General features: G+C 66.0%; 17 protein-coding genes. 14 read left to right on the top strand and 3 right to left on the bottom strand.

What is annotated here, in order from left to right; translation table 11 throughout:
• Both thrC and thrB read left to right on the top strand, forming a co-directional pair.
• Positions 1-1,083: a threonine synthase gene (gene thrC, locus KRX55_RS04885; protein WP_218406667.1), complete on the top strand. Its 1,083-nt coding sequence runs from the start codon at positions 1-3 to the stop codon at positions 1,081-1,083.
• A 5-nt stretch (positions 1,084-1,088) separates the two neighbouring features.
• Positions 1,089-2,012 carry a homoserine kinase gene (thrB, locus tag KRX55_RS04880; protein ID WP_218406666.1) on the top strand — a complete coding sequence of 308 codons (924 nt, stop codon included), beginning with the start codon at positions 1,089-1,091 and terminating at the stop codon, positions 2,010-2,012.
• A 78-nt stretch (positions 2,013-2,090) separates the two neighbouring features.
• Here thrB and KRX55_RS04875 read toward each other — a convergent pair whose 3' ends face one another.
• The 3 genes from KRX55_RS04875 to KRX55_RS04865 all read right to left on the bottom strand — a co-directional run bounded on the left by KRX55_RS04875 (position 2,091) and on the right by KRX55_RS04865 (position 5,581).
• Positions 2,091-3,218, bottom strand: coding sequence for an ABC transporter ATP-binding protein (locus KRX55_RS04875; protein ID WP_218406665.1), 1,128 nt, complete (start codon positions 3,216-3,218; stop codon positions 2,091-2,093).
• A 220-nt stretch (positions 3,219-3,438) separates the two neighbouring features.
• The gene (locus tag KRX55_RS04870; RefSeq protein WP_218406664.1) at positions 3,439-3,732 is read right to left on the bottom strand and encodes a DUF2249 domain-containing protein; all 294 of its coding nucleotides are present in this window, start codon (positions 3,730-3,732) and stop codon (positions 3,439-3,441) included.
• Positions 3,733-3,865: 133 nt separating this feature from the next.
• Positions 3,866-5,581, bottom strand: a complete 1,716-nt coding sequence (locus KRX55_RS04865) for a long-chain fatty-acid--CoA ligase (RefSeq protein WP_218406663.1) — start codon at positions 5,579-5,581, stop codon at positions 3,866-3,868.
• Between the two features lie 526 nt (positions 5,582-6,107).
• Between KRX55_RS04865 and rho the strand changes: the two genes are divergently transcribed.
• From rho to KRX55_RS04805, 12 genes are all read left to right on the top strand, one after another.
• Positions 6,108-8,120: a transcription termination factor Rho gene (gene rho, locus KRX55_RS04860; RefSeq protein WP_218406662.1), complete on the top strand. Its 2,013-nt coding sequence runs from the start codon at positions 6,108-6,110 to the stop codon at positions 8,118-8,120.
• Between the two features lies 1 nt (position 8,121).
• Positions 8,122-9,195, top strand: a complete 1,074-nt coding sequence (gene prfA, locus KRX55_RS04855; protein WP_218406661.1) for a peptide chain release factor 1 — start codon at positions 8,122-8,124, stop codon at positions 9,193-9,195.
• An 11-nt stretch (positions 9,196-9,206) separates the two neighbouring features.
• Positions 9,207-10,061: a peptide chain release factor N(5)-glutamine methyltransferase gene (gene prmC / locus KRX55_RS04850; RefSeq protein WP_218406660.1), complete on the top strand. Its 855-nt coding sequence runs from the start codon at positions 9,207-9,209 to the stop codon at positions 10,059-10,061.
• Between the two features lie 33 nt (positions 10,062-10,094).
• Positions 10,095-10,745, top strand: coding sequence for an L-threonylcarbamoyladenylate synthase (locus KRX55_RS04845; protein WP_218406659.1), 651 nt, complete (start codon positions 10,095-10,097; stop codon positions 10,743-10,745).
• 1 nt (position 10,746) lies between these two features.
• Positions 10,747-11,898 (top strand): glycosyltransferase family 4 protein, encoded by a 1,152-nt coding sequence (locus KRX55_RS04840; RefSeq protein WP_218406658.1) that lies wholly within the window; start codon positions 10,747-10,749, stop codon positions 11,896-11,898.
• A gap of 34 nt (positions 11,899-11,932) precedes the next feature.
• Positions 11,933-12,361, top strand: coding sequence for a hypothetical protein (locus KRX55_RS04835; RefSeq protein WP_218406657.1), 429 nt, complete (start codon positions 11,933-11,935; stop codon positions 12,359-12,361).
• 504 nt (positions 12,362-12,865) lie between these two features.
• Positions 12,866-13,678, top strand: coding sequence for a F0F1 ATP synthase subunit A (gene atpB, locus KRX55_RS04830; RefSeq protein WP_218406729.1), 813 nt, complete (start codon positions 12,866-12,868; stop codon positions 13,676-13,678).
• A 171-nt stretch (positions 13,679-13,849) separates the two neighbouring features.
• Positions 13,850-14,089 (top strand): ATP synthase F0 subunit C, encoded by a 240-nt coding sequence (locus KRX55_RS04825; RefSeq protein WP_198737374.1) that lies wholly within the window; start codon positions 13,850-13,852, stop codon positions 14,087-14,089.
• Between the two features lie 49 nt (positions 14,090-14,138).
• On the top strand, positions 14,139-14,717 hold the full coding sequence (locus tag KRX55_RS04820) for a F0F1 ATP synthase subunit B (protein ID WP_218406656.1): 579 nt from the start codon (positions 14,139-14,141) through the stop codon (positions 14,715-14,717).
• Positions 14,718-14,722: 5 nt separating this feature from the next.
• Positions 14,723-15,541, top strand: a complete 819-nt coding sequence (locus KRX55_RS04815; RefSeq protein ID WP_218406655.1) for a F0F1 ATP synthase subunit delta — start codon at positions 14,723-14,725, stop codon at positions 15,539-15,541.
• Between the two features lie 69 nt (positions 15,542-15,610).
• A complete protein-coding gene (gene atpA, locus KRX55_RS04810) occupies positions 15,611-17,254 on the top strand; it encodes a F0F1 ATP synthase subunit alpha (protein ID WP_218406728.1) in 1,644 nt (547 codons plus the stop codon).
• Positions 17,255-17,306: 52 nt separating this feature from the next.
• Positions 17,307-18,287, top strand: coding sequence for a F0F1 ATP synthase subunit gamma (locus tag KRX55_RS04805; protein WP_218406654.1), 981 nt, complete (start codon positions 17,307-17,309; stop codon positions 18,285-18,287).
• Positions 18,288-18,290 lie beyond the last annotated feature (3 nt).

Genomic DNA, 18,290 nt, shown 5'->3' with positions numbered 1-18,290 from the left:
ATGAGTTCCCACAACCCCGTCCACCGTGGCTGGCCCGGCCTGATCGAGGCGTACCGCGACCGCATGCCGGTGGCTCCGGGCTGGAAGGCCGTCACCCTCCAGGAGGGGGGAACCCCGCTGCTGAAGGCCCACCACATCTCCGAGATCACCGGCTGCGACGTCTACCTCAAGGTCGAGGGGCTCAACCCGACCGGCTCCTTCAAGGACCGTGGCATGACCGTGGCGGTGACCGACGCCGTCGCCAACGGCAAGAAGGTGCTGATGTGCGCCTCCACCGGCAACACCTCCGCGTCGGCTGCCGCCTATGCGACCCGTGCAGGCATCAAGTGCTCCGTGCTCATCCCCGAGGGCAAGATCGCCCAGGGCAAGCTCGCCCAGGCGGTCATGCACGGCGCGGAGATCATCCAGGTGCGCGGCAATTTCGACGACTGCCTCGAACTCGTCCAGAAGACCACGACCGAGTACCCGGAGATAGCCCTCGTCAACTCCGTCAACCCCATGCGTATCGAGGGCCAGAAGACCGCGGCCTTCGAGATCGCCGATGTCCTCGGCGACGCGCCGCACATCCACGCCCTGCCCGTCGGCAACGCCGGCAACATCACCGCCTACTGGAAGGGCTACACCGAGTACTTCAACGACGGTGTGACCAGCCGCCGCCCCCGGATGCTCGGCGTCCAGGCCGCGGGCGCGGCACCGCTGGTCAACGGTGAGCCCGTCACCAACCCGGAGACCATCGCGACCGCCATCCGCATCGGCAACCCCGCATCCTGGCACTCGGCCGTCGCCGCCCGCGACGAGTCCGAAGGTGTCTTCCGCGCCGCCACCGACGAGAAGATCCTGGAGGCCTACCGCCTCATCGCCGGTAGGGAGGGAGTGTTCGTCGAACCGGCGTCCGCGTCCTCCGTCGCAGGTGTCCTCGCGGCGCACGAGGAGGGCTGGCTCGAGCCGGGCCAGACCGTCGTCTGCACCGTCACGGGCAACGGCCTCAAGGACCCGACGACAGCGCTGCTGCAGATGCCGGAGCCGACCCCGATCGACGTTGATCCGGCCGCCGTGGTCGAGGCGCTCGGTCTGAGGGCGTGATCGCCGTGGGCACCGCACTTCCCGTCGGTCGGACGGCACACGTCACGGTTCCGGCCTCCTCGGCGAACCTGGGCCCGGGGTTCGACACCCTGGGTCTCGCGGTGAGTCTCCACGACCACGTCGACGTCGAGGTCACGGAGTCCGGTCTCGAGGTCACCGTCGAGGGACAGGGCGAGGGAGAGGTCCCTCTCGACGAGCGGCACCTCGTGGTCCGTGCCGTGCGGGCGGGATTGAATGCCGCCGGCGTCACCGCGCCCGGACTGAAGGTCACGTGCCGGAACTCGATCCCGCAGTCCCGCGGACTCGGTTCCTCCGCCTCCGCCGCCGTCGCCGGCGTCGCCGCGGCGAACGGGTTGGCCGGCTTCGTGCTCGACGATGCCGCCGTCGTGCAGCTCGCCAGTGATTTCGAGGGACACCCCGACAACGCCGCGGCAAGCGTGCTCGGCAGCGCCATCGTCGGCTGGACCGAGGTCCCCGTCGACGGAACGACGAAACCGCAGTACCGTGCGGTCCGGATCCCCGCGGACGAGCGGATCCGGGCGACCGCCCTGGTCCCGGACTTCCGCGCCTCGACGCAGGCCGTCCGCCGGGTGCTCCCCAGCGATGTGACCCACATGGACGCGCGATTCAACGTCTCCCGCTGCGCGGTGATGACCGTCGCGATCCAGCACCATCCCGAGCTGCTCTGGGAGGGAACACGGGACCGGCTGCACCAGCCGTACCGGGCGGATGTCCTCCCCGTGACCGCCGAGTGGGTGAACCGGTTGCGCAACCGCGGTTGGCCCGCGTACCTCTCCGGGGCAGGACCCACCGTCATGGTGCTGTCGACTGAACCGGTCGATCCGCAGATCCTCGATCAGGCGCGTGCCGACGGTCTGACCGTCCACGAACTCGAGGTCGCCGGACCGGTAGAGGTCACGGTCGATTAGACGGTGAAAACGGGGTGGCCGGGAGCGATCGAGCTCCCGGCCACCCCGTCTCTTGCCCGCCGGTGACGTGGGACGGGATCAGGCGATCCGCTCGCCGGTGGCCGCGCTGAAGCAGTGCTGCTGATTCTCCCGGATCCGGACGTGGATCGTCTCACCGCGCTTCGGGGCGGTACGCGGAGGAACCCGCACGATGATGGGCGAATCGGCGGATTCATCCGGGCCCGAACCGATCGCCGAATCCTCGGCACCCGCGAGGTGTCCGTAGATGTAGGCGTCGGAGCCCAGCTCCTCGACGAGGTCGACGACGACCGGGATGGTGGTGCCCACCTGTTCGCTCACGACCTCGAGGCTCTCCGGGCGGAAACCGATCGTGATGCGACCGCCGTCCGCCTCGGTGATGGCGGCGACCGTGTCCCTCGGGAGTCTCACCGCGGCGGAACCTAGTCGGGCCTCGTCGCCGTCGACGTGGAACGTCCCGAGGTTCATCGCCGGTGAACCGATGAATCCGGCGACGAATTTGTTGACGGGCCGGTCGTACATGTCCTGCGGTGTGCCGCACTGCTGGAGCACCCCGTCCTTGAGGACCGCGATCCGGTCGCCCATGGTCAGGGCCTCCGTCTGATCGTGCGTCACGTACACCGTGGTGACACCGAGATTGCGCTGCAAAGAGGCGATCTGGGTGCGGGTCTGCACGCGGAGCTTCGCGTCGAGGTTGGACAGGGGCTCGTCCATGAGGAACACCTGGGGCTTCCGGACGATGGCGCGGCCCATGGCGACGCGCTGGCGCTGGCCGCCGGAGAGCGCCTTGGGTTTCCGGTCCAGGAAGGGTTCGAGCCCGAGGATCCCCGCGGCCTCATCCACGCGTCGGGCGATCTCGTCCTTGGGGGTCCTGGAGATCTTCAGGGCGAAGCCCATGTTCTCCCGGACGGTCATGTGCGGGTAGAGCGCGTAGTTCTGGAAGACCATCGCGATGTCCCGGTCCTTCGGCAGCACCGAGGTGACGTCGCGGTCACCGATGAGGATCCGGCCCGAGTTGACGTCCTCCAGGCCGGCCAGCATCCGGAGAGAGGTGGATTTCCCGCAGCCTGACGGCCCGACGAGAACGAGGAACTCGCCGTCCTCGATGTGCAGATCAAGTTCATCGACGGCCGGATGATCGGCCCCCGGGTAGATTCGACTGGCCTTGTCGAAGGTCACTGTAGCCATGATTGAATTCCCTCCACCGGCAGGTACGTGCCGGACGATCCGAGTGGAGTACCGCCCCGTCACATGTGTCCGGTGCCGTGGTCCGGCGTCGCCGCCGGCCGGGGAACCGGATTTCGTGACCCGGGATGACACTGACTGCACGGTGTTGTGCAGATCACCCCATGATGCCACAGTGGGGCTCGTCCCAGGTGTGGTCGGGGAAATCTCCCCGGGGCTGGGTTCAGGCCATTCTGGTGAACTTGATGCGCCACTCGTCCGGCCCCTGCTCCAGGAACCTCATGTCGAAGGACTCCGCACGGGCCGCGATCTCGTTGAGCAGCGGCACCGGATTGTGTGGGGCGACGAGCACGAGTGCCGCCCCGACCGGGAGCACGCCCAGCGCACCGTGGATCGCTCCGTGGCGGATGGCGTGCGGGATGGCGGCGGCATCCAGTTCCGGAACCGGCACGTCATGTTCACCGCAACCGCAGGCACCCGTTGTCTCGGTCAACGGCAGTTCTTCCCTGGGATTCATGGGGGTTCCTTTCGGCGGGGCTGCAGATTTCGTTCCCTGATGGTATCCCGGACCGGGCCGGTTGTCACCGGCGGCCGGATCTCGGTCGACGGCCCCGGAGAAGTCGGGGGGCGCTTCACCACCGGCGATCGCTTCAGCGCTCGCCCGGGCCCCTGAGCCGGATGACCTCGAAGTCGCCGTCGGCAAGGTGCTGCCGCAGGTCCTTCTTGTCGAACTTGTCCACGCTGGTCCGATCGATCTGTTCGACGAATGTCCAGTACTCGGGCAGCATCCAGGCGGGCAGTTTCTCGCGCAGGTTGTCCCGGAGGCGTTCTGCGGTGGCACGGTCCGGGAGAACGCCATCATGCAGGACGGTGACCGCGAGCGGCCGTTCACCCCACTTGTCGTCCGGATAACCGATGACCGCGGCTTCGACGACCTCCTCGGATTCCATGACCATGTTCTCCAGCTGGACGGAGTAGATCCACTCACCGCCGGACCGGATCACGTCGCGGGCCCGGTCCTCGACGGTGAGGAAGCCGTCACGGGTGATCGAACCGACGTCGCCGGTGCGCAGCCACCCGTCGTCGGTGAATTTGTCGGCGGCATCCCCGACCTCCGCGCCCCGGAAGTTCCGCGCGAGGCCGCCCTGGTCTTCCTCGGGGGAGTGGTAGTAGGAGGCGGTGACCCAGTTGCCCCGTACCTGGATCTCGCCCTGGTTCCGGTCGGTTCCGGTGACCTCACGTCCTTCGTTGACGACGCGGTACTCGATGGACGCGGGGAACCGGCCCTGACTGATCCGGTAGGTCCAGCGGGTCTGTCCGGAGGCGCCCATCGGGGGGCGGGCGACCGTGCCGATCGGCGATGTCTCCGTCATGCCCCAGATGTGTATGACGTCCACGCCGTAGCGCTCCTCCCACATCTTGATCAGGACCGGTGGTACCGGGGATCCCCCGGCGAAAATCTCCTGGAGGCTCATCCGCTCGGGAGGGTTCGAGAGGTAGTGCACCATCAGGGAGATCCACAGGGTGGGCACACCCGAGGCGGCCCGTGGATGGGTGGTCGCGATGATCTTCGCGAGGGACGGCGCGGAGAGGTCCGATCCCGGGAGGATCATCGGCGCCCCGGACATGAAGGCGGAGATCGGCACCCCCCAGGACAGCACGTGATAGATGGGCACGCAGCAGAGGAAGGGAACGCCGTGGCTGACGGCGAAGCTGTCCGTGGTCCGGAGACTCATGGAGTGCAGGTAGATCGACCGGTGCGAGTAGACGACTCCCTTCGGGGCGCCCGTGGTTCCTGTCGAGTAGCAGATCGCGGCCGCCGTGTGTTCGTCGAGGACGGGCCAGTCGTACTCCGTGGAGCGTCCGTCGATGAGGGATTCGTAGGAGTGGATCCGGATGTGTACGGGCAGATGCGGGGACAGCGTGTCGATGTCCCGCAACCCCGTGACGACGACATCCGTCACCCTGGGGCAGTGTTCCAGAACCCGCCCCAGTTCTGGGAGGAGCCGGGGATCCGCGATGATCACCCGGTCGTCGGCGTGGTTGATGATGTGCGCGATCTGGTCGTCCATGAGCTGCTTGTTCAGGGGGTTGAACACCGCCCCCATGCAGCTGACCGCGAAGAGGGTCTCCAGGTGTTCGGCACAGTTGTACATGAACGTGCCGATCCGCTGATCGGAGTCGATGCCCAGTTCGTCCCTGAGTGCGTTGGCGAGGGCCGCTGCCCTGGCCCCGATCTCACTGAACGTCAGCGCGGTGGGCTCGCCGTCGTCCCAGCTCGTGACCGTCGAGGAACCGTGAACGGTCGAACCGTACCTAAGTATCCTGGTCAGCGACATGGGGATGTCGTGCATCGTGCTCAGCATGTCCACCACCTTATCCGTGCTCCCCGTACCGCGGGGATCCCACTGCGCGATCGGGCGGGAGGGTCACACCCGGTACCGGCCCCTGGGCGGTCGGGACCGGTGCAGGCCGGTGTGGGCGTAAGTGTCCCGGATGCGCTAAAGTGGTTGATTGAACCGACAGGTTGATGCAGTGTGACCGCCAGGGGCGAGATGCGGAGGGGAATCGTCGGCTAAGACGGTTTCTCGCACTCCCTCCCAGGGCCGCACACTCGAGGGTCCGGGATTTCTAAGATCCGGACTCGGTAAGACGGCTTCCATGACGGGGTCCGGCGGTACGTCCGCGGGGCAATCCGAACGAAGCACCCAGACAAGTCCGAAGCAGAGCTTCATCCGTTCCCGGCGTATCCGCGGACATCCCTCATCCGGAGTTCCCGAGTCCGTCGGATCTGCGAGGACTGACATTTTCCGTGAAAAGCTGCCGGCAGCAACTTCTGCCCCAGTGGCGCGTGACGCCAACTGTGCCGGTACAGCGATTGAAAGGACTTTCGTGACCGAAACGGACAACGCCAACAAGGATCTTGCCTCGTTCAAGCTCACCGAGCTGCGCCAGATGGCGCAGAAGCTCGGTATCCGAGGTATCTCCGGCAAGCGCAAGGGAGACCTCATCGAGGCCATCCGCGGCGCGGGCGGACAGAAGCCGGCCCCGGAGGCCGCGTCCGCGACCGATGATCAGGGGGCGCAGAACTCGGAGGCGTCCGGCGGTGCCCGTCGTCGACGTCGGGTGACCACGCCGACGATCACTCCCGGGGAATCCGGGCCGGAATCCGGCGAACACCCGGACAACGTCCGGGAGTCGGGCGAGCAGAACCAGGATGACCGCGGGCGCAACCGTTCGCGCAGCGACGACCGGGATGATGACCGCGGTCGCGGGCGCGGCAACGACGGTGAGGACTCCTCCCGGGGTGGCGACGACGGTGACGATGACGGCCACTACGAGTCCCGGGCGGCGGCTCGCCGGGCGCGTCGCAACCGCGCCCGTCAGCAGCAGCGCAAGGGCGGCCGCGACAGCAACGACGGCGGTCAGCAGGATGACGACGACGACAACGGCAACGGCCGCGGAAACCGCCGCAACAACAACGACCGTGACTCCGACAACGGCAACGGCCGCAACAACAACCGCCGCAACAACAACAACGACGACCGTGACTCCGACAACGGCAACGGTCGCAGCAACAACCGCCGGGACCGCAACCGCGACGACAACGACGGGGGAGGCCGTGGAAACCGTCGCAACCGCCGCAACCGTCGGGACCGCAACCGCGGCAACAACGACAACCACGGCAACAACCACGGCAACGACGAGTCCAGGGACGACGACGTGTTCTCGCCCGTCGGCGGCATTCTCGACATCGTCGACAACAACCTCGCCTTCGTCCGGACCACCGGCTACCACGCGGGGCCGGCGGACGTCTTCGTTCCCCAGCAGATGGTGCGCCGTTTCGGCCTCCGCCCCGGTGACGCGATCACCGGACAGGTGAAGATGCGCGCCGACGGCCAGCCCGCCAACCAGCACAGTGGTGGTGGCCGGAACCGGCAGAAGTACAACTCCCTCGTCCGGGTCGACACCGTCAACCAGATGAGCCCCGAGGAGGCGCGCAAGCGCCCCGACTTCTACAAGCTCACCCCGCTCTACCCGAACAAGCGTCTGCGTCTCGAGACGGACCCGAAGATCCTGACCACGCGACTGATCGACCTGATCATGCCGATCGGCAAGGGGCAGCGTGCGCTGATCGTCTCCCCGCCGAAGGCCGGTAAGACGACGATCATGCAGAACATCGCGAACGCGATCGCGACGAACAACCCGGAGTGCCACTGCATGATCGTCCTCGTCGACGAGCGTCCCGAGGAAGTCACCGACATGCAGCGTTCGGTGAAGGGTGAGGTCATCGCCTCCACCTTCGACCGCCCGCCGAGCGAGCACACCGCCGTCGCGGAGCTCGCCATCGAGCGTGCGAAGCGGCTCGTCGAGGAGGGCAAGGACGTCGTCGTCCTGCTCGACTCGATCACCCGACTGGGGCGTGCCTACAACAACAGCTCCCCGGCGTCGGGCCGCATCCTCTCCGGTGGCGTCGACTCGAACGCGCTCTATCCGCCGAAGCGTTTCCTCGGTGCCGCCCGGAACATCGAGCAGGGTGGTTCACTGACGATCATCGCGACCGCGATGGTCGAGACCGGCTCCGCCGGAGACACGGTGATCTTCGAGGAATTCAAGGGCACCGGAAACGCCGAGCTCAAGCTGGACCGCAAGATTTCCGAGCGTCGGGTGTTCCCGGCCGTCGACGTCAATCCCTCCGGTACCCGGAAGGACGAGCTGCTGCTCGCTCCCGAGGAGGCTCGACTGATGCACAAGCTGCGTCGGATCCTGTCCGCCCTGGACAATCAGCAGGCCATCGATCTGCTCATCAAGCAGCTGAAGAAGACGAAGTCCAACGCGGAGTTCATGATGCAGATCGCCTCGTCGGCCCCGATGGCGTCCGACGGCGAGGAGGAGTACTCCTAAGATGTCGAATCAGGTTTCCGCCGTCGACGACATCCTGTCCGAGTACCAGGGGCTCGAGGCGCAACTAGCGGATCCCGAACTCCACAATGATCCGGCGGCCGCCCGCAGGGTCGGTAAGCGCTACTCGCAGCTTCAGCCCATCATCCGCGTGCACGATGAACTGTCCGCCGTGAAGGGTGATCTGGAGGCCGCGCGGGAGATGGCGCACGAGGACGCCGAGTTCGCCGCGGAGGCGGACCGGCTCGCCGAACGTCAGGTCGAACTGGAGGAGAAGCTCGCGGATCTTCTCGCCCCGCGTGACCCCCACGACGCCGATGACATCGTCATGGAGATCAAGTCCGGTGCCGGTGGCGAGGAGGCGGCGTTGTTCGCCGGTGAGCTCGCCCGGATGTACCAGCGCTACGCCGAGAAGCACGGTTTCGTCACGGAGGTTCTCGGGCTCAGCGAATCAGATCTCGGTGGAGTCAAGGACATGACCTTGTCAATCAAGTCGAAGCAGCCGTCCGCGGACGGCGCATGGAGCGTGTTCAAGTTCGAGGGCGGTGTCCACCGGGTCCAACGTGTCCCCGTCACCGAGTCCCAGGGCCGGATCCAGACCTCCGCGGCGGGTGTCCTCGTCTACCCCGAGCCCGACGAGATCGAGGCCGTCGAGATCGACGACAAGGACCTCCGGGTGGACGTCTACCGCTCCTCGGGCAAGGGCGGGCAGGGCGTCAACACCACCGACTCCGCCGTCCGCATCACCCACCTGCCCACCGGCATCGTGGTGACGTGCCAGAAGGAACGCTCCCAGATCCAGAACAAGGCCCGGGCCATGCAGGTCCTCGCCGCCCGGCTGCAGCAGCAGATCGAGGAGGCGGCTGACGCGGAGGCCGCGGAGGGGCGTGCGGCCCAGATCCGGACGATGGACCGCTCGGAACGGATCCGCACCTACAACTGGCCGGAGAACCGGGTCAGCGACCACCGGATCGGGTACAAGTCCAACAACCTGGACACCGTCCTGAACGGCGGCCTCGAGGATCTGTTCACGGCGCTGCAGACCGCTGAACGCAACGCCCGTCTGGAAGCCGAGTAGGGGCCGTACACGTGCGAAACACGGTGACCGCCGCAGTGCGCGACGCTGCGGCGGTTCTCGCTGCCGCGGGCGTGGAGACGCCACTCGTCGACGCCCAGCTCATCGCGGCACATCTGCTCGGCTGCGGCCGGATGGATCTCTTCCTCCGCGGTGATGAGGTGATCCCGGAGGGGTTCCGGGAACTCGTCGCCCGCCGGGCACGGAGGGAGCCGCTCCAGTACATCACCGGTACGGCCCCGGTCGGGGCCCTCGATCTCGAGGTCGGGCCCGGTGTGTTCATCCCCCGGCCCGAAACCGAGTTGCTCGCCGAGTGGGGAATCGCTGCGATCGCCGACCGCACCGCTCCCGTCGTCGTGGATCTCTGCACCGGCTCCGGGACCCTCGCCCTGGCCGTCGCCGTGGCCAGGAGAGATGCGACCGTCACCGCGGTCGAACTCGATCCGTCCGCGGCGGAGTGGGCCCGGCGGAACATCACCGCCCACGCTCCGGCCGTCCGGCTCGTGGAGGCCGACGCCACGCAGCGGGGGATTCTGCGCGAGCTCCACCGGAGCGTCGATCTCGTGCTGTCCAACCCGCCCTACGTTCCGGAGCGCGGATACGACGGAATACCACCGGAGGTCCGGCACGATCCGCACCACGCCGTGTTCGGGGGAGCGGACGGAATGTCGGTCATTCTCCCGATGCTGGAGAACGTCCACGTGCTGCTGAAAGACGGGGGACTGTGCGGCGTCGAGCACGATGACGCCACGGGCGACGCCGTGAGGACGGCGTTCGCCGATCACGGGGGCTTCACGGACCTCCGGACCCACCGGGACCTGGCCGGTCGGGAACGTTTCACCACGGCGAGTAGACTCGGACGAAGCTGAACGAGGTTCCACCCGGAAAGAGAGAACAGACCAGTGAGCCGGATCTACAACTGCCTGAACCCCGAGGACCGCATGAATGGCCTCTCCGCGGCCGTGAGCTCGGTCAAGGGCGGCGGGCTCGTCGTCCTGCCGACGGACACCCTCTACGGCATCGGGTGTGACGCCTTCGACAACCGGGCTGTCGCGGATCTCCTCCGGGCGAAGCACCGGGGGCCGGACATGCCGGTCCCCGTGCTGGTCGGGAGCTGGGACACCGTCCACGGGCTCGTCCGCGACAACCAGCCGGCCGCCCGCACGCTGATCGAGGCCTTCTGGCCGGGGGGCCTGTCCATCGTCGTCGCCCAGGCGCCGAGTCTGCCGTGGAACCTCGGGGACACCAGGGGGACGGTGATGCTGCGAATGCCCCTGCACCCGGTGGCGATAGAGCTCCTCCGGGAAACCGGGCCGATGGCGGTCTCGAGCGCGAACATCTCCGGTCAACCGCCGGCGACGACCGTGGAGGAGGCCCGACGGCAACTCGGGACCACGGCCTCGGTCTATCTCGACGGCGGAACCTGTCCCACCGCGATGCCCTCGAGCATCGTCGACCTCTCCGGTGCCCGGCCCCGGTTGCTCCGCGAGGGGGCGGTCCCCGCCGACCGGATAGCGGAGGCCCTGGGCATCGCACCGGAGACGTTGACCTGACATGGGCGCCGGAGGTGCCGGGGTTCCCCTGCGTGAACTCGGGCTGGTTCTCCTTGTCGCCTGCGCCGTGACCTACCTGACGACCGGGATCATCCGGCACATCCTCGTCCGGGCGGGCAAGGTCGATCCGGTGCGGGAACGGGACGTCCACAAACACCCGACGCCGCAGATGGGCGGGGTCGCCATGTTCACCGGCTTCCTCGTGGCGGTGTTCGTGGCGCAGCAGCTGCCGGCACTGAACCGGGGCTTCCAACCGATCACGCCCGAGATGGGGGCGGTGGTCTGCGCCGGTTTCGTCATCGTCATGGTCGGCATCCTCGACGACTTCCTGGAGCTCGACGCGCTGACCAAGCTCATCGGGCAGACACTCGGGGCCGTCGTGATGAGTCTGATGGGACTGACGTGGACGTTGATCTACCTCCCGTTCGGCGGCGGAACCACCGTGGTCCTCGACCAGGTCCTCTCCACCGTGCTCACCGCTTTCGTCACGGTGTCGTTGATCAACGCACTCAACTTCGTCGACGGCAGTGACGGCCTCGCGGCGGGGGTGGGGATGATCACCGGGGGAGCGATCCTCACCTTCGCCCTGACCATCCTCCACGACCAGGGTGGAGCCGTGTCGGCGTACCCGCCCGCGATCATCGGGGCCGGGCTCGTCGGCGTGTGCCTGGGTTTTCTCCCGCACAACTTCGCGCCGGCGAGGATCTTCATGGGGGACACCGGGAGCATGCTGATCGGACTGCTGCTGGCCGCCGCCTCGACCTCTGCCTCCGGCAAGATCAATCTCTCCCTGTACGGCGTCGCCGACGTGTTCGCGGTCATGGCACCGGTGATCGTCGCCGCGGGCTGTGTCTGTGTCCCCCTCGCGGAGCTCGTCATCACCGTGGTGCGGCGCCTGCTGACCGGACAGTCGATGGCTGTGCCCGACAAGAACCATCTGCACCACCAGCTCATGCGCCACGGACACACACCACGTCAGGTCGCCCTGGCCATCTATCTCTGGACATTCGCGGTCGCGTTCGGCGCCGTCGCGTTCACCGTGCTCCCGGTCTACGACGCGCTCTTCGGTTTCTTCCTCGCGCTCGTCCTCGCGTTCATCGCGACGATCGCACCTGTGCTCGACAAGCGTTCCCGTGACCGGGAGAGCGCGTAACCGGGGTCTCTTCCGGTCACGTAGTATCCCACTCGTGAGTGAAACGAAGCAGACCCCCGAATCGCAGTACGACGACCACCGTGTTCCGCTGATCCGGGCCGCACGCCTGGGGGCGGTCGCCCTCGTGGTGACCACGCTCCTGCTCGGTACATTGTGGAGAAGCCTCGACGGGATGCCCGGATTGTGGGGTGTTCTCATCGGGGCGGGTGTCGGGGGTGGCTTCCTCCTCATGACCGTGCTGAGCGTCCTGGTCACGAGCGGGCAGTCGCCGTCGACGACCGCCGCCGTCGTTCTCGGCAGCTGGCTGCTGAAGCTGGTGGTCCTCCTCGTCGTGCTCTTCGTCCTCAGGGACCTCGACTTCTACTCCAGGAGGGCGCTGTTCACGACCGTGGTCGTCGCGATGGTGGCGGTGATCGGTTCAGAGACCTGGGGGATCGTCCGGACCCGCACGACGTACGTGTAGTGACACGCAGGGTCACCGGCCCGCCCGCCGGGCTCCCGGGTTCCCTGCAGGTTGCGCGTGCTCCAGGAGGTTTGGGGCATCGTGAAGGCGGGTTCGGACCTCACACCGGAAAGTTCATGAATTTACCCCCGGCAGCGCCCGTACTTCCCGTGTGACAGAGCTTACAGGTGAGTGTTTTCCCCGCTGAACGGGTGTGCCGCACCCCTGTTTCCGGGGGGCATCAGCCACCCCCGGGGCATTCTTCGGTAAACGTACCCGGCACCTGATAGTCTGATCCCCGGGTCCACGGAGCCACTGTGCCGACATGCTTTCGTCCGCACGGTCGCGCCGCTCTCCGGGTGGCGTGTCCACTGACACGGGCCCCAGCGATCACCGCGATGATGTGCGACGGAGTCCGCGGTCGGTCCAGGTATTTTTCAGACGTCCATCGCACCGCACCCAGAAGCAGAAACGTCGGGTGCGGCCCGAACACGGGAGAGAACGCTGAGCGTTATGACACTGTCCATGAAGGGTGAGTTCCACAAGCCCGACCTGGACCAAGAAATTTTCCCGGGGTACGTGGATGAGCACGGGAATGTCGTGAACCTCTGGTTCCACGACTTCCTCAACGGCGCATTCGCACTCGACCGTCTGATGTTCGTCCGCCTGCTCATGGCGGTTCTGCTCGTCATCTTCTTCGCGGTTGCCATGCGGAATCCCAAGCTGATTCCGTCCCGGCTGCAGAGCGTCGGGGAGATGGGCCTTGATTTCGTCCGGCTCCACATCGCCGAGGAGATCCTCGGTAAGCGGGAGGGTCGTCGCTTTCTGCCGTTGCTGACGGCCATCTTCTTCACCGTCTTCGCGATGAACCTGCCGTCCGTGGTGCCGGGCCTGAACATTTCCCCGAATGCTCGAATCGGTATGCCGCTGACGCTGGCGATCGTCGGCTACATCGCGTTCATCTACGCCGGTGTGAAGCGTTACGGCTTCTTCAAGTACGTGAAGTGCTCGACGGTGGTTCCTAATCTTCCGCCGTTACTCCACCTGCTGACGATCCCGATCGAGTTCTTCTCGACGTTCGTCATGCGGCCGGCCACGCTGACACTGCGTCTCATGGCCAACATGCTCGCTGGTCACCTCATTCTGGTTCTGCTGTTCTCCGCCACGAACTTCTTCTTCTGGCAGCTGAATGGCTGGACCATCGTGAGTGGTGTGACCTTCCTTGCCGGAGTCGCGTTCACGTTGTTCGAGCTGCTGGTCATCTTCCTGCAGGCGTACATCTTCGCGCTCCTCTGTGCCGTCTACATCGAACTGTCGTTGCACGCGGACGAACACTGACAATCCCGCCGCCCGAGGGCGGCGGGTGGTCCGTGGTTCCGGATATCCGGTACGGCGGACCTGCACCGGCCCAGGCCGGGGCGAAAAAACGGTCAACTGAATACCCCATCATCACCACCTCGCCCGGAAGAACATGAACCTTCCTGGCTCAAGAAAGGGAACGACACACCAATGAACGAGATCATCCTCGCGCAGGAAGCCGCCACCTCCTTCTCCGGTTTCGGCGCCATCGGCTACGGCCTCGCCGCGATCGGCCCCGGCATCGGCATCGGCATCCTGGTCGGCAAGACCCTCGAGGGCATGGCGCGCCAGCCCGAGATGGCCGGCCAGCTGCGTACCACCATGTTCCTGGGTATCGCCTTCGTGGAGGCCCTCGCCCTCATCGGCCTCGTCGCCGGCTTCTTGTTCTGATCCACTGAACAGCGAAGAACCACGCCGACAACGAAAGCTGTGAGGACCTATGACTAACCACCTTTACCACCTTGCCGAAGGTGGCGCGGAGCACGGAAATCTGCCGCTGAGCGGCCAGATTTCGCCGCTGTTCCCGTTCACCTACGACATGGTCTGGTCGGCGCTGTGCTTCATCGTCATCCTGATCGGCTTCTGGAAGTTCGTTCTTCCGAAGGCCCGCGAAGTGCTCGTCGAGCGCGAGGACCGCATCAAGGGCGGAATCCAGCGCGCCGAGGCCGCGCAGGCGGAAGCCAAGGCCGCCCTCGAGAAGTACAACGCCCAGCTCGCTGAGGCTCGTGCTGAAGCCGCGCAGATCCGCGAGGACGCGCGCACCAAGGGCAAGCAGATCATCGAGGACATGAAGACCCAGGCCACCGAAGAAAGCAACCGAATCATCGAGTCCGGTGAGAAGCAGCTGATGGCCCAGCGCGAGCAGGTCGTCACCGAACTGCGCCGCGAGATGGGACAGAATTCGATCAACCTGGCCGAGCGTCTGCTCGGTGAGCAGCTGGGCGACAACGTCAAGCGCTCCGGGACGATCGACAAGTTCCTCTCCGATCTCGACACCGTGGCCCCGGCAGGAAAGTGAGCGACATGCACGCAGCGAGCCGCGAGGCATTGGCGAAGGCGACGCGCAATCTGGACACCATCCTGTCCGGCCAGGGCAACGCCGTGGCCACCGCCGCACAGACCGGAACCGAGCTTTTCGACGTCGTGGAGATCCTCGACGGCGACCGCGCCCTGCGTGTCGCTGCAGCGGAGGTATCCAACCCCGCCGAGCAGCGCGTGGGACTGGTGCGGGAGGTGTTCGGCGGCAAGATCTCCGACACCACCCTCAGGGTCCTCGTGGATGCGGTTGAACTGACCTGGTCCACCCCGCGCGAGATGCGTGAGGGACTGGTCGAACTCGGCCGCCGCGCTCTGCTGGAGTCGGCCCGGAGCCAGGGACAACTGGAACAGGTCGAGGACGAGCTTTTCCGGCTCTCCCGCATCCTGACCGACCAGCCCCGGCTCACCCAGCTCCTCGACGACCGTACGGCGACAGCCGACGCGAAACGCGGACTGCTGGCGAGTGTCCTGTACGGCAAGGTCACCCCGGTGACCGAGGCGCTGGCACTCCAGGCGATCACGCGACGCGACCACGGTCCCGTCCAGGACATCGCCGCACTGAGTGCACTCGCCGCCGACATGCAGAACCGGACGGTCGCCCACGTGGTCGCCGCGACCCAGCTCACTGCGGAGCAGGAGCAGGGTCTGAGGGACAAGCTGGGCACGATCTACGGTCGTGAGATGTCCATCCACTCTGAGGTTGACCCCAGCCTCCTCGGTGGTGTGGTCGTCCGCGTCGGTTCGGAAGTCATCGATGGTTCCACTTCAGGCAAGCTCCAACGCCTGCGGTCGAAACTGCCGTGACCGGCGCCGACTACGACCAGGAGAACTAGACAAATAATGCTGGAAGAAACAACCGAGAGCAGGAAGAACATGGCGGAGCTGACGATCTCCTCCGACGAGATCCGTAGCGCGATTGAGAATTACACCTCGAGCTACTCCCCGGAGGCCTCCCGTGAGGAGGTCGGCGTGGTCATTTCGGCGGCTGACGGTATCGCCCAGGTTTCGGGCCTCCCGTCAGTGATGACGAATGAGCTGCTCGAGTTCCCGGGCGGCGTCATCGGCGTCGCACAGAACCTCGACACCGACCGCGTCGGCGTGGTGGTCCTGGGCAACTACGAGAGTCTCAGAGAGGGCGACGAAGTTAAGCGGACGGGAGAAGTCCTGTCCATCCCGGTCGGTGACAAGTTCCTCGGCCGCGTGATCAACCCCCTGGGTGAGCCCATCGACGGCATGGGTGCCATCGAAGCTGAAGAGGACCGTGTCCTCGAGCTTCAGGCCCCTTCGGTGCTGCAGCGTCAGCCCGTCGAAGAGCCCCTCCAGACCGGTATCAAGGCCATCGACGCGATGACCCCGATCGGTCGCGGTCAGCGTCAGCTGATCATCGGCGACCGCAAGACCGGTAAGACCGCGGTCTGCCTGGACACCATCCTCAACCAGAAGGCGAACTGGGAGTCCGGCGACGAGAAGAAGCAGGTCCGCTGCATCTACGTCGCCATCGGACAGAAGGGTTCCACGATCGCCGGAATCCGGAAGACCCTCGAGGAGCACGGCGCTCTGGAGTACACGACGATCGTCGCCGCTCCGGCCTCCGACTCCGCGGGCTTCAAGTGGCTCGCGCCCTTCGCCGGTGCCGCCCTGGGGCAGCACTGGATGTACAACAACAAGCACGTCCTGGTCATCTACGATGACCTGACGAAGCAGGCTGAGGCCTACCGTGCCATCTCCCTGCTGCTGCGCCGCCCGCCGGGCCGTGAGGCATACCCGGGTGACGTGTTCTACCTGCACTCCCGTCTGCTGGAGCGTGCCGCGAAGCTGTCCGACGACATGGGCGCCGGCTCGATGACGGCACTGCCGATCATCGAGACCAAGGCCAACGACGTCTCGGCCTTCATTCCGACCAACGTCATCTCCATCACGGACGGTCAGGTGTTCCTGGAGTCGGACCTGTTCAACCAGGGTGTCCGCCCGGCCATCAACGTCGGTGTCTCCGTTTCCCGTGTCGGTGGCGCCGCACAGACCAAGGGCATGAAGAAGGTGTCCGGTTCGCTGCGTCTGGACCTCGCCTCCTACCGTGACCTGGAGGCCTTCGCGGCCTTCGCGTCCGATCTGGATCCGGCGTCCAAGCGTCAGCTGGAACGCGGTCAGCGTCTCGTCGAGCTGCTCAAGCAGTCCGAGAACAACCCGATGGCCGTCGAGGACCAGATGGTCTCCATCTGGCTCGCAGGCGAGGGCCACCTCGACAACGTTCCCGTCGAGGATGTCCGCCGCTTCGAGACCGAACTCCACGAGTACCTGCACGGCAACGCCGGCGAGGTCTACGACCAGATCGCCGGTGGAGCAGCGTTCTCCGACGAATCCAAGGAGACCCTGGTCTCAGCGACCGAGGACTTCAAGCGCACCTTCCAGACCACGGACGGTACCCCGGTCATCAACGAACCCGAGGTCGAGGCGTTGGCGGAGGGCGATCTGAAGAAGAACAAGATCACCGTCTCCCGCAAGGCAACCAAGAAATAGGGTCGTGACACGCACCATGACCGTCCAAGGAAAAGAAGGGAGGCGATAGACCATGGCCAATCTTCGCGAGCTACGTTCCCGCATCAAGTCGGTGAACTCGACCAAGAAGATCACCAAGGCCCAGGAGCTCATCGCCACCTCGCGAATCACGAAGGCCCAGCAGCGGGTCGAGGCTTCGATGCCGTACGCCGAGGAGATCCACCGTGTGATCGAACGCCTCGCGTCCGCCACCGAACTCGACCATGCGATGCTCCGTGAGCGCGAGAACGGACGTCGGGCCGCGATTCTCGTGGTGACCAGTGACCGCGGTATGTGCGGCGGCTACAACTACAACGTCTTCAAGAAGGCCGCGGAACTCCGGGGCATGCTCGAGGACAAGGGCTACGAAGTTGTCCTCTACGTCTCGGGTAACAAGGGACTGAGCTACTACCGCTTCCGCGGCGAGAACATCGCCGGAGCGTGGACCGGCTTCTCCCAGGATCCGGGATACAAGGAGACGCACGGCATGCGCCGGCACCTGATCGACGGTTTCGTCGCCGGTTCCGCGGGCACCGCCAAGTGGCGCGAGGGACTGTCGACCGCGGAGGGTGAACCCATCCAGGGATTCGACCAGCTGCACGTCGTCTACACCGAGTTCGAGTCGATGCTGACCCAGAACGCCCGGGCGCACCAGCTCCTCCCCATCGAGCCGATCATCGAGCTCGACCACATCGACACCGGGGAGGACATGCTCGCATCGTCCTCCAACGGAATCGAGGCGGACTACGACTTCGAGCCCAGCGCGGAGGAGCTGCTCGACGCACTGCTGCCGCAGTACGTCTCGCGTGGTCTCTACGCCATGCTCCTCGAAGCCGCGGCCAGCGAGTCCGCGTCCCGACGTACCGCAATGAAGTCTGCGACCGACAACGCCAACGAGCTGGTCAAGGACCTCTCGCGCGTGGCCAACCAGGCCCGTCAGGCACAGATCACCCAGGAAATCACAGAGATCGTCGGTGGCGCGGGAGCGCTCGCCGAAAGCGGAGAAAGTGACTAGATT

The organism is Corynebacterium sp. TAE3-ERU16 (assembly GCF_019209935.1).
Taxonomy (GTDB): domain Bacteria; phylum Actinomycetota; class Actinomycetes; order Mycobacteriales; family Mycobacteriaceae; genus Corynebacterium; species Corynebacterium antarcticum.
This window is presented reverse-complemented; position numbering and strand designations above follow the sequence as displayed.